17 protein-coding genes and 5 tRNA genes are annotated in these 13,492 nt (G+C 41.9%); 18 read left to right on the forward strand and 4 right to left on the reverse strand.

Going from position 1 to position 13,492, the window contains the following annotated elements; all coding sequences use genetic code 11:
- Positions 1-121: 121 nt before the first annotated feature.
- Positions 122-550: an Lrp/AsnC family transcriptional regulator gene (locus MHH50_RS05925; RefSeq protein WP_076277914.1), complete on the reverse strand. Its 429-nt coding sequence runs from the start codon at positions 548-550 to the stop codon at positions 122-124.
- A 129-nt stretch (positions 551-679) separates the two neighbouring features.
- On the opposite strand from MHH50_RS05925, the gene MHH50_RS05930 reads away from it, so the two are divergent.
- The 13 genes from MHH50_RS05930 to MHH50_RS05990 all read left to right on the forward strand — a co-directional run bounded on the left by MHH50_RS05930 (position 680) and on the right by MHH50_RS05990 (position 9,207).
- Positions 680-1,432: an MBL fold metallo-hydrolase gene (locus MHH50_RS05930; protein WP_076277915.1), complete on the forward strand. Its 753-nt coding sequence runs from the start codon at positions 680-682 to the stop codon at positions 1,430-1,432.
- A 143-nt stretch (positions 1,433-1,575) separates the two neighbouring features.
- Positions 1,576-1,651 (forward strand) — tRNA-Asn (locus MHH50_RS05935).
- A gap of 7 nt (positions 1,652-1,658) precedes the next feature.
- A tRNA-Ser gene (locus MHH50_RS05940) sits at positions 1,659-1,747 on the forward strand.
- Positions 1,748-1,922: 175 nt separating this feature from the next.
- Complete coding sequence (locus tag MHH50_RS05945; RefSeq protein ID WP_076185853.1) at positions 1,923-2,369, forward strand: oxidoreductase; 447 nt, start codon at positions 1,923-1,925, stop codon at positions 2,367-2,369.
- A gap of 102 nt (positions 2,370-2,471) precedes the next feature.
- Positions 2,472-3,077 (forward strand): class I SAM-dependent methyltransferase, encoded by a 606-nt coding sequence (locus tag MHH50_RS05950; RefSeq protein ID WP_076309317.1) that lies wholly within the window; start codon positions 2,472-2,474, stop codon positions 3,075-3,077.
- A gap of 291 nt (positions 3,078-3,368) precedes the next feature.
- Entirely contained in the window at positions 3,369-3,830 is a 462-nt protein-coding gene (locus MHH50_RS05955) for a DinB family protein (RefSeq protein ID WP_076280575.1), read from the forward strand.
- Between the two features lie 472 nt (positions 3,831-4,302).
- On the forward strand, positions 4,303-5,208 hold the full coding sequence (locus MHH50_RS05960; RefSeq protein ID WP_038569087.1) for a branched-chain amino acid ABC transporter permease: 906 nt from the start codon (positions 4,303-4,305) through the stop codon (positions 5,206-5,208).
- Between the two features lie 10 nt (positions 5,209-5,218).
- A complete protein-coding gene (locus MHH50_RS05965; RefSeq protein ID WP_076128228.1) occupies positions 5,219-6,187 on the forward strand; it encodes a branched-chain amino acid ABC transporter permease in 969 nt (322 codons plus the stop codon).
- A complete protein-coding gene (locus MHH50_RS05970) occupies positions 6,156-6,938 on the forward strand; it encodes an ABC transporter ATP-binding protein (RefSeq protein WP_340034078.1) in 783 nt (260 codons plus the stop codon). The genes MHH50_RS05965 and MHH50_RS05970 overlap by 32 nt, the downstream gene beginning before the upstream one ends.
- 6 nt (positions 6,939-6,944) lie before the next feature.
- Positions 6,945-7,646: an ABC transporter ATP-binding protein gene (locus tag MHH50_RS05975; RefSeq protein WP_340034079.1), complete on the forward strand. Its 702-nt coding sequence runs from the start codon at positions 6,945-6,947 to the stop codon at positions 7,644-7,646.
- Between the two features lie 71 nt (positions 7,647-7,717).
- Positions 7,718-8,908, forward strand: a complete 1,191-nt coding sequence (locus MHH50_RS05980; protein WP_340034080.1) for an ABC transporter substrate-binding protein — start codon at positions 7,718-7,720, stop codon at positions 8,906-8,908.
- A gap of 138 nt (positions 8,909-9,046) precedes the next feature.
- Positions 9,047-9,118: transfer RNA gene (locus MHH50_RS05985), tRNA-Glu, on the forward strand.
- Between the two features lie 6 nt (positions 9,119-9,124).
- A tRNA-Leu gene (locus MHH50_RS05990) sits at positions 9,125-9,207 on the forward strand.
- A gap of 87 nt (positions 9,208-9,294) precedes the next feature.
- Here the strand turns inward: MHH50_RS05990 and MHH50_RS05995 are convergent.
- Positions 9,295-9,918: a hypothetical protein gene (locus MHH50_RS05995; RefSeq protein ID WP_076282035.1), complete on the reverse strand. Its 624-nt coding sequence runs from the start codon at positions 9,916-9,918 to the stop codon at positions 9,295-9,297.
- Between the two features lie 226 nt (positions 9,919-10,144).
- Here MHH50_RS05995 and MHH50_RS06000 point away from each other — a divergent pair, with 226 nt between their 5' ends.
- Complete coding sequence (locus MHH50_RS06000) at positions 10,145-10,510, forward strand: helix-turn-helix domain-containing protein (RefSeq protein WP_076282034.1); 366 nt, start codon at positions 10,145-10,147, stop codon at positions 10,508-10,510.
- An 88-nt stretch (positions 10,511-10,598) separates the two neighbouring features.
- Positions 10,599-10,681 (forward strand) — tRNA-Leu (locus tag MHH50_RS06005).
- Positions 10,682-10,747: 66 nt separating this feature from the next.
- Here the strand turns inward: MHH50_RS06005 and MHH50_RS06010 are convergent.
- Together MHH50_RS06010 and MHH50_RS06015 are read right to left on the reverse strand one after the other, a co-directional pair.
- Entirely contained in the window at positions 10,748-11,257 is a 510-nt protein-coding gene (locus MHH50_RS06010; RefSeq protein ID WP_076194729.1) for a GyrI-like domain-containing protein, read from the reverse strand.
- A 169-nt stretch (positions 11,258-11,426) separates the two neighbouring features.
- Complete coding sequence (locus tag MHH50_RS06015; RefSeq protein WP_038569095.1) at positions 11,427-11,906, reverse strand: glutathione peroxidase; 480 nt, start codon at positions 11,904-11,906, stop codon at positions 11,427-11,429.
- A gap of 180 nt (positions 11,907-12,086) precedes the next feature.
- Between MHH50_RS06015 and MHH50_RS06020 the strand changes: the two genes are divergently transcribed.
- The 3 genes from MHH50_RS06020 (at position 12,087) to MHH50_RS06030 (ending at position 13,492) form a co-directional block, all read left to right on the forward strand.
- On the forward strand, positions 12,087-12,509 hold the full coding sequence (locus tag MHH50_RS06020) for an organic hydroperoxide resistance protein (RefSeq protein WP_036681676.1): 423 nt from the start codon (positions 12,087-12,089) through the stop codon (positions 12,507-12,509).
- 190 nt (positions 12,510-12,699) lie between these two features.
- Positions 12,700-12,978, forward strand: a complete 279-nt coding sequence (locus MHH50_RS06025) for a hypothetical protein (protein WP_036681678.1) — start codon at positions 12,700-12,702, stop codon at positions 12,976-12,978.
- A gap of 94 nt (positions 12,979-13,072) precedes the next feature.
- The gene (locus tag MHH50_RS06030) at positions 13,073-13,492 is read left to right on the forward strand and encodes a thiol-disulfide oxidoreductase DCC family protein (RefSeq protein ID WP_076308658.1); all 420 of its coding nucleotides are present in this window, start codon (positions 13,073-13,075) and stop codon (positions 13,490-13,492) included.

The following is a 13,492-nucleotide window of genomic DNA, read 5'->3' on the forward strand; positions in this document are numbered from 1 at the left end:
ATTTGGTGTTTTTCGTGCCAATAGAGGCAATGGGGTCCGATAGTATGCCAAATATGCGATTATGCTGAGTATAAGGTCAACTGGGTCCGATAGTAGCTTCATATCCGATTCCGATACAGCCTTATTTTAGCTTTCCCATCGATAGATTGACTCTGTAATTTCCGAACTTCAGCAGTTCGTCGAGAAAGCTATTCAACTCCTCTTGGCTTCCGGTACGAACACGTATCCAGTAGCAGCCTTCTCCGCTGACCCTATGTATTTCTTTTACACTATCATGCTGCTTTGCGAATGTCTGAAAGGCTGGGTGAACCGTATTCGAACCCAAAAAAACAGTAATAAAGGCATGAATAGTCTCCCCAACCTTATCAGGATTCCAGCGGACCGTGTAGCCTTCAATCACTCCGGTGTCCTGCATTTTGCGAATACGTGCGCCCACAGCCTGACCGGTCATATGCACTTGCTGCCCAATATCTTTGTGACTGATCGTGGAATCTTCAATTAGAAGCTGCAGGATGCGAAAATCCACATCATCTATAAAATAAGAACTCATTATTATCTAAAATCCTTTCTGCGTGAAAGTAGAACGGGCCAATCTTTTTCCAATCTCAATGTATTCTGTTTCAAGGTCCAACTATAATTAATTGTAGCAGAAGATATCTGAAAGAAAGAAGGGCTTCCGATGAAAATACAGCATATTCGCAACGCGACCCTATGGCTAGAGTATGGTGGCAGTACATTTTTAATTGATCCTATGTTGAGTGAACAGGGTGCTAATCCACCTATTTTTAATACTGACAATGATCGCCGCAATCCGCTCGTTCCTTTGCCGGGAGCCGTAGAACAATGGCTGAGTCCTAATGCAATTCTTGTCACACATCTTCATCAGGATCATTGGGATGCTGCTGCCATTTCTTTGTTGCCGCATGATCTACCACTATTATGTCAGGAAGGAGATGGAGATAAATTAGCGAAGCAGGGGTTTGAGCATACCACGGAAATTAGCGGTTCTCTGACGTTTAATGGAATAACTATAACACGTACTGATGGACGGCATGGCACTGGAGTGACTGGTAAACTTATGGGTAAGGTATCCGGGTTTGTGTTTCAGGCGGAAGGCGAACCTGTTCTATATGTGGCTGGGGATACGATTTGGTGTGATAAGGTGAAAATGGCATTGGATGCTTTTAAACCTGAGGTGACCGTTGTGAATGCTGGTGGTGCGCAGTTTTTAAGCGGATGCCATATTACAATGAATGAGCAGGATGTCGTAGACCTATGTGAATATGCTCCTTCTACTAAAGTGATTGCTGTGCACATGGACGCCATTAACCATTGTTTGGTTACCCGAGATAAGCTAAAAGCTCATTTAGAGAAGGAATCGTTGGGGGATCGGGTACAGCTTCCGCAGGATGGAGAATGGTGTAATCTATAGACGGAGAGGGATGGAAATCTCTTTAAAAAATCTAGCAAGCGGCCGAATAATAGCATAAATTTGAAAACGATCACAAAAATTATTTTGCCCGCTTGACTAGACCTTGAAATCATGATAAATTAATTCATGTTCACTTGTAATGTTCCCTGATAGCTCAGTTGGTAGAGCACTCGACTGTTAATCGAGTTGTCACAGGTTCGAGTCCTGTTCGGGGAGCCATTTTCATGGAGAGATACCCAAGTGGCTATAAGGGGACCCTCTGCTAAGGGGTTAGACTGCGTAAGCGGTGCGTGGGTTCGAATCCCACTCTCTCCGTTCTGAATTACATAAGAAGAGCTTCCATTCTGGGAGCTCTTTTTTTGTTGTGTAAATTTATTTTTCGGTTGCTATATGCGATTCTGAGAACGGTGAATTCAATATTTTGGAAGGGGAATGGAGTGGAGGGATCGAATGTTTATTTGATAAGTGTGAAGAGTTTAAAGGAGGGAGCATGAAAACAATAAATCAAATACAAACAAAACCGTCAAGCCGATATGATAGTTTTGATCCGGATCAAGAGGGAAATAAAAATACTATTTTTGCCGACGTAATAATTGATGGTAGATCTCTTTACCAAATGTTAAAAAAATATGATAGGGTTCCTTCCCTCGGGTGGGGTAGTGAAGAGCATCAAAGGAAAATGATTAATTATTTTTTGTTAAACGAAATGCATGAATATTTGTACTACAGGTACCCAATATTAGTCTGTCCCTGGTGTGGCGATGAAGAATGTGGCTTTATATCCGTGTTTATTGAGAGAGAAGAGGATCTTATTATATGGAGAGATTTCAAACTAGAATCCGGTAATAAGACTATTGATATAGGCCCTTTTTGCTTTAAATGGGATGAATACGAAAAAGTTATTAAAGAGACATTTGGAACTGCGGGGATTCAATAAAGTAAACCTGAAAACCCAGGGAAGAGATGTGCTCAAATAATTTATATGGGAAAGATCTATGAGTGAATCCAATAACTACATGATCAAAGGAGTGGAATCAACATGGAACTGTTTAAGCAGATCCCCTTGTACAGATTTTTGGCATTATGCAATGAAAGTAGTATGGAAAAAAACATATTAGACTGCGGGGCGGGAGGGGATTCACCTCCACTAAGTTTGTTTGCAAACTATGGATACAGTACATACGGTATTGAGATGAATGACGAACAAATTAAAAGAGCTAGTCAGTTCGCAACTGAAAGAGGACAGAATCTAAATATACAACAAGGCGACATGAGACAGTTGGCACTAAGTGATGAGTCGATGAGTTTTGTGTATTCATATAACTCTATTTTTCATATGAGAAAACAAGATGTGAAAAAAGCGATAAATGAAATGAAACGCGTTCTAAAACCTAATGGATTATTATTTGTAAATTTTTTAACCCTAAAGGATTTTAGAGTCGGCGATGGAGTTGATTTGGGGGATAATCAGTTTGAACAAATAGAAGACGATGAATTCGTAATACACTCTTATTATGATTATCATGAGGCGGATTCTATGTTTGATGATTTGCAGTTAATATACAAAGAAGATCGAGTACTGGAAAGAAAGTTTGAAGGCGAATGGATACGACAAGGATTTATCGATTACATATATAGAAAATAGCTGGATGCTGAAGAACATATTAGTAGCTCCGAAAAAGCTAGATAGTTGCGAACAATACGTTTACGCCGTGGACCACGAGGTGTTGGTTCGATAAAGGTAAAGGTTTGAAGAAGAGTTAGCTAGGTGGACAACCCCGCGAGTCTAATGCTAGCGACTGTTTCCTAGGTAATAAGTCGGAAATAAATAAGGTTATTTTTATATGTTTCGATGAAGCGAACTATGAACTATATAGGAATGAATTAAAGAGATTTTGTTAGAATTTTGATGTTTACCAGAAAAGGAGATGTGCCAATGAATAACAGATCAGATTTGCTAAATCAGTTTAAGGAATGGAATGGATTTGTTCTAGAAATTATTGATTTAGATTGGAAAACACCCATCGCTGAAGGAAAATGGACCATTCATGATGTTGTTAGTCATATTTTGTTATGGGATAAATACTTCTATGAATCGACGATCGAACCGATAGCATACGATAAAGCGATAACACTTCAACTTATTGATTTCGATCAATTCAATAATGATGCTGTTACATATGGTAAAACAAAAACCAAAGACGAATTAATAGAATTGACTGTGAAGTATCGTAACTTAATATTAGATTGTATAAGTAGTCTTGAGGAGGGAAAATACTCAGGCAAATATGTGGACGGAAGGTTTTCCTTTGAGTCCTATTTAAAGGATTTTATATCGCATGACCTACATCATATGATGCAGATTAAAGAATTAAACAAGAAAATGATGAGTAATTGACTCGTGACGGAAGTGCAAAGAATGGAACTGACCACCCTAATTAGCTTTCTCTCACTCGAATTATTGTGTGGGACAGAGCTTTTTTTTGCGCAAAAATAGAGATACAACTTGACCAGTAACTCATAATAAACTCGAAAAACACATATCCAAAGAGACAAATGTTATATTATTTATCATTAAATGCAATCTGTAGGTAAAATCAAAGACTCCCCCTCTGAAAATCAAACTTTAAAAATCTCCATAATTCTTCTGTTTTCTTCTCTTTACCCACTTTCTATCTTTATACATCCCAAAGGTTTAACTCGAAATGTTATGTAACATAACATAAAATATTGAATATTATAGTAAAAACCTCAAATTTTACTGACGCATGTATAGTACTGTGTTAATATAAGTGACATAAAACGATGAAAATGAATGTAAGCTAAAGAAAGGTGTTTTTAAAAATAAATATGGGGATTGGGGGACGGCGATGGAGTATTTCATTCAACAGTTAATTAACGGGATTTCTGTAGGGAGCATCTATGCTCTGATCGCACTAGGGTACACCATGGTTTACGGGATTATTAAATTGATCAATTTCGCCCATGGAGATGTGTTTATGGTTGGGTCGTTTATTGGATTGTTCAGTGCCAGGTACTTGGCTTCAGCAGGGCTTCCTCCGATACTGGTCTTACTTATCTCATTGGTGATTTCTATGACAATCAGTGCGTTGCTGGGGATGTCAATCGAACGGCTAGCATACAAACCTCTACGAAAAGCTTCACGAATCGCTGTGTTGATTACTGCAATTGGCGTTTCTTTTTTGCTGGAATACAGCGGTGTGTTTGTGCTTGGTCCTCAGGCTAAAGGATTTCCGGAGATTCTTAATAAGCAGCAATACAACTTGTTTGGTTCCTCGATTCAGGTGGACTCCAATCAAATCATGATCTTGGGGACGACGGTTATTTTGATGATCATCCTTCAGTATATTGTGCACCGAACAAAGATTGGTAAAGCGATGCGGGCCGTTTCTTTTGATATGGAAGCAGCACGGTTGATGGGGATTAATGTAGATCGGACCATTTCAGCCACCTTCGCTATAGGATCTGCACTTGCGGCAGCAGCAGGCGTTATTTTCGGAATGACTTATAATTCAGTGGATCCGATGATGGGGGTGCTTCCGGGTCTTAAAGCTTTTGTGGCTGCCGTTCTAGGTGGCATTGGCAGTATTCCTGGTGCTCTGGTAGGGGGACTTCTGCTGGGCACAGTTGAGACAGAGGTTTCTTCTCTGGGATACTCTTCATGGCGTGATGGTGTGGCATTTGCTGTACTCATCCTAATCCTTATCTTTAAACCATCCGGGCTATTTGGTAAAAATGTCCGCGAGAAAGTGTAGGGAGATGCCTATGAAGAAGATAAACAAGTCATTTTGGATAGGCATTGTATTTTCTGTCATGCTATATATCGTCATTCAAGTTCTTCTAACAACGGGAATATTTGATGATGTCATGGAGTCTACGCTAATTCTAATTTGTATAAATGTCATGCTGGCGGTGTCTTTGAATCTGATTAATGGGATAACGGGGCAATTCTCAATCGGGCATGCTGGATTTATGTCTATTGGTGCTTATGTTTCTTCCATTTTAACTTTAAACTTTGAGATGCCATTCGTGCTGGCGCTAGTGATCTCTGGACTGGTTGCTGCATTTTTCGGTGTACTTATCGGGATTCCGACCTTGCGGCTGAATGGAGACTATCTGGCGATTGCTACGCTGGGATTTGGTGAGATTATCCGGATTGTCCTGCTCAATACAGAATATGTGGGCGGAGCTTCAGGTCTTAGCGGCATCCCCAATCAAACGACTTGGACGATTATGTTTCTGTTCACACTGGTCACGATTGTTGTGATCAATAACTTTATACGTTCCACTCACGGCCGGGCTTGTATAGCGATTCGGGAGAATGAAATTGCTGCTGAAGCGATGGGGATTAATACAACTTTGTACAAAGTCATTGCTTTTTCACTTGGAGCATTATTTGCGGGAATAGCTGGTGGTCTCTCTGCTCATAAGTTCTACGTCATCAATCCTGGCAGCTTTAATTTTCTGAAATCATTCGAAATTCTAGTCATGGTAGTGTTAGGTGGGCTAGGAAGTACAAGCGGGGCCATCGTGGGTGCGATTGTACTGACGGTGCTCTTCACGGTGCTTCAGGAATATCCGGAGCTGCGGATGATTATTTACTCGGCGATTCTAATTCTGATGATGATTTTTCGGCCTAAAGGGCTGCTTGGCAGCACGGGTTTTTCTTTCTTGAAATGGTCTAAAAAGGAGGTCAAGCCAAGTGACAGCATCAACAGTGGAAGTGCTTCTTGATGTTCAACAAGCAAGTCGTGCATTTGGCGGGCTTAAGGCGCTTAATGAGGTATCTCTCCATATTAATAAAGGCGAGTTGATTGGGCTCATCGGACCTAATGGCGCGGGAAAAACAACCCTTTTTAACTTGCTGACAGGTGTATACCCGCCTTCCAGTGGCGATATTATCCTCAGCAATCAGGCAGTAGGCGGGATGAAGCCTTATCGGATTAACCGAAAAGGGGCAGCGCGGACATTTCAGAATATCCGTCTATTTACTTCTATGACGGTGCTGGATAACGTTAAGATCGCATTTCACCAGCATGCCAGACATTCGATGTTCACTTCCATGCTTCGTCTGCCTAAGCATTTTGTAGAAGAAAACGAAATTACGCAAAAGGCTATGGATATTCTCAAAATATTTAATCTTGCCGATCAATGTGATGAATGTGCCGGGAATCTTAGCTATGGAAATCAAAGGCGTTTGGAAATTGCGCGCGCGCTTGCAGCAGGACCTAAGCTTTTGCTATTGGATGAACCAGCCGCAGGGATGAACCCGAATGAAACTCGGGAACTAATGAATCTTATTGCCTGGATCCGTGAAGAGTTTGAGCTGACGATCCTGCTTATCGAGCACGATATGTCCCTGGTTATGGGGGTATGTGACCGGATTTATGTGCTGGATCGCGGAATGTTGATTGCTGAAGGTACGCCCGTTGAAATACGGAATCATCCCAAAGTCATAGAAGCCTATTTGGGACAGGAGGCGTAGTGGACCATGCTTAGCGTACAGGGGATCAATGTATATTATGGGGCTATTCATGCCTTGAAGGATTTAAGTATGAATGTAAAAGAAGGCGAGATTGTAACTCTAATCGGCGCAAATGGAGCAGGCAAGTCCACGTTGCTTAAGACGCTTTCGGGACTGCTGAAACCCAAAACAGGCAGTATAGATTTCATGGATAAATCTTTTACGAATCAGAGTGTTCAGTCTATTGTAAAACAGGGGCTTATTCATTGTCCGGAAGGCAGGCGTGTATTTGCTAATATGTCTGTGGAAGAAAATCTGGAGCTAGGAGCTTTTTTACAGGATTCAGGCAGCTTAGCTGCTGATTTTGCCAAGGTTTACTCCACCTTCCCGCGTCTTTTAGAAAGAAAAAAACAGCTTGCCGGCACATTATCCGGCGGGGAGCAGCAGATGCTTGCTATGGGGCGCGCGATGATGGGGCATCCCAAGCTTTTATTATTAGATGAACCCTCGATGGGGCTTGCTCCATTGCTCGTTCAGGATATTTTTCGGATCATCCAGGAAGTAAATGCCTCTGGAACAACAGTACTTCTTGTAGAACAAAATGCCCATCAGGCGCTTAAAATTGCTCATCGGGCTTACGTTCTTGAGACGGGCAGAGTGGTGCTTGAGGGAGATGCCAAGGAATTGGCAGATTCGGAAGAGATCAGAATGGCTTATCTGGGACATTAATTCATCGGTTAGTTCACAACAGTATCACAGAAAGAACCTATAAATTATTTATTTTGGGAGGCTGGAAGAGGATGAAGAAAATCGGGGCCATATTGCTGACTGCGTTACTGGCTGGTGGATTGCTGGCAGGCTGTGGGAACAAGACAGACAACACTACTGCTGAAGGTGGGAATGCTGGTGGAGGGACCATCAAGATTGGAGCAGACCTTGAGCTTACAGGCGGCCAGGCTTCCTTCGGTGATTCTGCACTCAAAGGGGCAAAGCTGGCGGTAAAAGAAATTAATGACGCAGGTGGAATACTCGGCAAAAAACTTGAGCTGATTGAAGCGGATAATGCTTCCAAGTCGGAAGAGGCGACACGCGCAGCGCAAAAGCTAATTACTACCAATAAAGTTGTAGCTATTATAGGTGCAACTACATCTACGAATACACTCGGGATTGTTCCCGTTGCTCAAGAAAAAGGCATCCCGCTGGTTAGCTCCTCAGCCACCAATCCCAAAGTAACAGTTGATGAACGTACTGGAGATTTGAACGAATGGGTATTCCGGGCCTCTTTTATTGATCCTTTCCAAGGTGAAGTAATGGCTAACTTTGCTAAGGATACACTTAAAGCGAAGACGGCTGTTATTTATACGGATGCTTCAAGCGATTATTCCAAAGGGCTGCAGACCTTCTTTAAAGCAACGTTTACTAAGAACGGTGGCTCAATCTTAGGCGAAGAATCCTATCAACAAAAAGATTCTGATTTTAAAGCCGTATTAACACGTATTAAAGAAGCTAATCCCGATGTTATTTATCTTCCAGGCTATTATGAGGAGGTCGGCAAAATCGTAAAGCAAGCTCGCGAAATGGGGATCACCGTTCCGTTTATGGGCGGGGATGGCTGGGATTCACCTCAGCTGGCTGAGATTGCCGGAGCGGATGCCCTAAACAATACGTTTATGTCCAATCACTATTCACCTGAAGATAGCTCACCAGAAGTGAAATCGTTCGTAGATGCCTTCAAGGCTGCTAACGGTGATCTTGTTCCAGATGGGATGGCTGCGCTTGGATATGATGCTGTGAAACTAGTGGCAGACGCGATTACACGTGCGGATTCTACAGAACCTGAGAAGCTGAAGGATGCACTGGCGGGGACAAAGGATTTACAACTGGCCACGGGTAAAATCACAATGAATGAAACGCATGACCCGGTAAAAGCAGCTGTGGTGCTAAAGTTTGTAGATGGGGTACAAACCTTCGAGGCAAAAGTAAATCCATAAGCGTTGTGATTAGAGGCGCGTACCTTTATTGGTGCGCGTTTCTTTTAGTTTAAACTTTTTTTTAAAAAAGGCTTGTCAAAATTCTTATGGTTTGATATACTCATTTTTGTTGTGACAAGAAAATAACTTGTAAAGCATGGCCCGTTGGTCAAGGGGTTAAGACACCTCCCTTTCACGGAGGTAACATGGGTTCGAATCCCATACGGGTCATATTATGCGGTAGTGGTGGAATGGCAGACACGCTATCTTGAGGGGGTAGTGGGTGTATACCCGTGGAGGTTCGAGTCCTCTCTACCGCATACAAATAAAAAGTAAGAAACCCTTTGTTCGCAGAGGATTTCTTACTTTTTTTTATAAGATTAGAAGTGAAATTCAGTGACGTCAGGTCATCTCTTAAAAGCCCCAGCATACTGGGGATAGAGCTGTCTTATGCAGTCTGGGCAGATATCATGAGTGAATTGCAAAGAAAGCTGATGCTTTAAGAAATGTTCAATGGTGATCCATTCATCCTTGGGATTACGAATACATTTACAGGAAGCACAGATTGGGATTAGCTCAAAAGATGATGGTAAGGTTGAACGGAGGTTTATGATCTCCGGATGAAGAGGTTCTTCTTTATAGGGGCCCACATCATATAGTGAAATTATAAAAGTGGCTTCTGGGTGCGGATCTGAGAGAAATGGGTAGATCTCCAAACGGAAGATTCGTTTCCCTTTATTAGCGGTTTGTATGGAGAATTCGGAAGAATAAACCTGATGCTCTCTGCGGAGTATATATTTCACTGATTCATAAAGCTTGGCCCATTGATCGGGATCGACAATCACATCTTGCATGAGCTCAGAGTAATACGCGCCAATCCATTTCTTATTAGTAGAAAGACCATATTCATGACTAAAGGTCTTCCACCTGCTGTTGGTGAACTGGATAATCCCATGACTGTTGATTACCACCGCATTGTGCGGTAAAGCTTCAAGTGAATGGATAATGGAAGATGATAAGCATTTTGACAAAAGTCACCGCTCCCTCCTAGAGATCATTCAGGATGATAAGTTAACAAAGGGGGCCAGACGGTATTCTACAGATACTTGTCACCTGAGTCGCCTCTTATCGTCACTCCAGCCATATGATATAATCGGATAATACATAACAATACTAATTGTATACTTTTTTACGTTATTTTGCAATAGGTAATTACGTAAATAAGTAATTTATTTTTAGATGGAGGGCGATTCACCGATGCAGACCATATACGAACGTATAGAATACCTGATTAAGCAGAAAGGTTTGACCAAAAAATCATTCTGTGAGCAGTTAAATATCAGCACAGGTAATATGGGAGATTGGAAGCGGGGGAAGACTACTCCAGGAACACATAAGCTGATTGAGATCGGTGATTTTTTTCATGTTAGTCTGGACTGGCTCATTCTCGGCAAAGATACACCGGATACTGTACGAGAGAGCGGCGTAGACTATGATTTGAGTGATGTTCAGCTATCGGAAAGCCGAGTAGAAGAATTACTTCCAGCAGAAAAGAATTTTATCAAGGAATATATAGCTTTTGCTGAATATCGTAAACAGAAAATGGTCGACGAAGAATCTTAAAATCTGCATCTTTACTTTTGAGAAAAGTACATTTATAATAATGAATGTTGACCTCAAACAAATTTATGTTCTATGTTTTACACACCGCGCGGTAGTGGTGGAATGGCAGACACGCTATCTTGAGGGGGTAGTGGGTGTATACCCGTGGAGGTTCGAGTCCTCTCTACCGCATACAGAATGAAGAAAGAGGCCTTGCGATGCAAGGCTTCTTTTTTGTTCAATCCTCAATCACACAACTTACTTCTTTACAAGCGGCACGCATAGATTGGCTTCGAATCCTTCATCATCCGGACCGGACTTTTCCGTGTATTGGATGTAAAAGACTCCATCAGGGTTGAACTTATAACCGGAATCCGGCAGCCATTCATTATGTATATAATTCCAGGTATGTTGAAAAGCCAACTGAGGGAATCCGTTTGCAGTAAATATAGCATAGGTAGACGCAGGAAGTTTCTTATGAACAAGGCCTTCAGGGATACAATCTAACTGCTCGACTTCAACGCAAAGGAAAAAATCAATATCCCATGCGGTATGCTCCCACAGTTTAGGCACGGATGTACGGTTCTGAAATAGACCGAGATAACAACCGCTGCTTTGAACTTTTGTGGGTATAGCATCAAATTTTGCATCAATATCCAGCTCGCCAAAAACATATTCCCAAAGATTCGCGTATGGCTCCCCGGATGAGTTTACATTTGCCCAGCCAATAACATTTAGTTCGGGTATATCAAGCAGTTGAACAGTCACCGATTGTCCCTCCCAGCAAAAATATTTCAACAATATTATAAAATATTCCAAGAGATTAAAGGGTGCTGATATATAGCGATATTATGACGTTCTTTCTAGTTAAAAAGGATACTTTACCGCATAACAACAGGGGGCTGTGTGATGTGGTGAGTATCCTTTTTCTAATGAATTATTTTAAAAGCTTGGAGATATCGGATTCGATCTGCTGTGGAGTGGTTTTAGGAGCAAACCGTTTTAGAACACGGCCATCTTGGTCAACCAGAAACTTCGTAAAGTTCCATTTCACGCTTTTTGAGCCTAAGACACCAGGGGCTTCTTTGGATAAGTATTTGAATAATGGATGTGCTTCATCGCCTTTTACGTCAATCTTCTCGAACATAGGGAAGGTTACCCCATAATTAATCTCGCAGTATTCCGCAATTTCATCACTTTCGCCAGGCTCTTGTCCAGCAAATTGATTGCTTGGAAATCCTAAAACTTCGAACCCGCGGTCCTTGAATTTCTCGTACACTTCCTGAAGACCTTTATACTGGGGAGTAAATCCACATTTGCTGGCAGTATTCACAACCAGGAGTACTTTACCCTTGTACTTTGACAATGATTCCTCTTCACCCTTAAGAGTGTTGACCTCAAAATCATAAATACTCATGGATGACACCTCCATAGCTAATTTAAGTTTTTAACAATTTAATTGTACACTATTTATGATCTGGAGCCAAATAAGAAAGTATTATGAATCATTCCTCATCATCGTTTCAAATCATACCTGTTGTTTAAAGTATAAAGTATGAGCATGACCAATACAGCTTGATGAAGGAGAAGATGACTCATGAAAGCATTATACACAGCAACTACAACAGTCCATGGCGGTCGTGAAGGCTCCATTGAATCCTCGGATGGCGTGTTAAAGCATAATCTAAGCATGCCTAAAGAGCTTGGAGGGCCGGGAGGTTCCGGTACCAATCCAGAGCAACTATTCTCGGCTGGTTATGGAGCGTGTTACGAGAGTGCACTAGCGAATATCGCCCGTAAAGAGGGCGTGAAACTCCATGACGTGGAGGTCACTTGTAATGTGTCCATTGGGAAGGATGACAGCGATGGAGGCTTTAGACTTGCTGTGAGAATGGATGTGAAGCTGCCAGGGATTGAACACGACAAAGCAGAGGAACTGGCGAAGAAGGCTCACGAATTCTGTCCTTACTCCAAAGCAACCAGAGGTAATATAGAGGTTGAATTAAAGATTGTCGATTAAATGTATCTGTATATATTTTATGGAAATAATGGCTAAATAGAGACGTAAATCATAAAAGAGTAATAAATAGCTGCCGTGTTAGGCGTCTTTGGTTGACATCACCCTTAAAATTCTTTAATATGTCTAAGTATCTGAGAATGTGCCTGCGTGTGCAATTTACAACCAAAAATTTAAATAATGGGTGATGAAGATGTCTTACAGACCGAATATTACGAATGTGACCAAAGCCAGCAGCAACGATAAGGAAGGATTGTACGAGTTCATTATCAAGCTTGCTGATGGAACGGAGTGCCGCGCGTTTTATCATCGGTTTCCGGAATGGAAAATGACGAACATCAGCCGCCTGCTTAAAACTCCATGTCCAATTTGCCGCAAAGATTTCATCTGCAAATGCATGGAGGCATTCACTGCTGATTTCGAAGGGCAAATGATCGGGGATCAATGGATTGAAAAAGCAATCGCAGAATAATTAAAGAACGGCACTTGATGGCGCGGGAGGTTATCCCGCGTTTTTGTTTACCCAAAAAACCAGAAATTTACGCCTTTAAGACAGAGGGGGAGCCATGAACGAGGAACTGAACCTTATGAAAGGTAAGTCCATTGTGTTGATAGACGGAGTGTGTCATCTTTGCCAGGGGGTAGTTCGTTTCATTATCCCGCGTGACCCCGAGGCTAAATTTCTATTCGCACCTTTACAGAATGAGATTGCGGCAAAGCTAATGAAAGAGTCCGGACTTCAGCCTGGACAATTAAACACGGTGATTTTACTGGAGAACGGAGTGTATTATACAGAGTCGGCTGCTGTGCTAAGAATTGCCCGTAAATTGAGATTTCCTTGGCCTGCCGCATACGTGTTCATCTTAGTACCACGCCCATTGCGCAATGCTCTTTATCGGTATGTAGCTAAGAACCGCTATCGTTGGTTCGGACGTGATGAGCAGTGTATGCTCCCTACCCCAGAGATCAAACGGAGATTTTTGTAA

It is taken from the genome of Paenibacillus sp. FSL H3-0302, from assembly GCF_037982245.1.
Taxonomy (GTDB): domain Bacteria; phylum Bacillota; class Bacilli; order Paenibacillales; family Paenibacillaceae; genus Paenibacillus_AQ; species Paenibacillus_AQ odorifer.

Coding starts and splice junctions, on each gene's coding strand:
- MHH50_RS05925 (WP_076277914.1), bottom strand. CDS start 550: ATGAGTTCTTATTTTATAGATGATGTGGATTTTCGCATCCTGCAGCTT.
- MHH50_RS05930 (WP_076277915.1), top strand. CDS start 680: ATGAAAATACAGCATATTCGCAACGCGACCCTATGGCTAGAGTATGGT.
- MHH50_RS05945 (WP_076185853.1), top strand. CDS start 1,923: ATGAAAACAATAAATCAAATACAAACAAAACCGTCAAGCCGATATGAT.
- MHH50_RS05950 (WP_076309317.1), top strand. CDS start 2,472: ATGGAACTGTTTAAGCAGATCCCCTTGTACAGATTTTTGGCATTATGC.
- MHH50_RS05955 (WP_076280575.1), top strand. CDS start 3,369: ATGAATAACAGATCAGATTTGCTAAATCAGTTTAAGGAATGGAATGGA.
- MHH50_RS05960 (WP_038569087.1), top strand. CDS start 4,303: ATGGAGTATTTCATTCAACAGTTAATTAACGGGATTTCTGTAGGGAGC.
- MHH50_RS05965 (WP_076128228.1), top strand. CDS start 5,219: ATGAAGAAGATAAACAAGTCATTTTGGATAGGCATTGTATTTTCTGTC.
- MHH50_RS05975 (WP_340034079.1), top strand. CDS start 6,945: ATGCTTAGCGTACAGGGGATCAATGTATATTATGGGGCTATTCATGCC.
- MHH50_RS05980 (WP_340034080.1), top strand. CDS start 7,718: ATGAAGAAAATCGGGGCCATATTGCTGACTGCGTTACTGGCTGGTGGA.
- MHH50_RS06000 (WP_076282034.1), top strand. CDS start 10,145: ATGCAGACCATATACGAACGTATAGAATACCTGATTAAGCAGAAAGGT.
- MHH50_RS06015 (WP_038569095.1), bottom strand. CDS start 11,906: ATGAGTATTTATGATTTTGAGGTCAACACTCTTAAGGGTGAAGAGGAA.
- MHH50_RS06020 (WP_036681676.1), top strand. CDS start 12,087: ATGAAAGCATTATACACAGCAACTACAACAGTCCATGGCGGTCGTGAA.
- MHH50_RS06025 (WP_036681678.1), top strand. CDS start 12,700: ATGTCTTACAGACCGAATATTACGAATGTGACCAAAGCCAGCAGCAAC.
- MHH50_RS06030 (WP_076308658.1), top strand. CDS start 13,073: ATGAACGAGGAACTGAACCTTATGAAAGGTAAGTCCATTGTGTTGATA.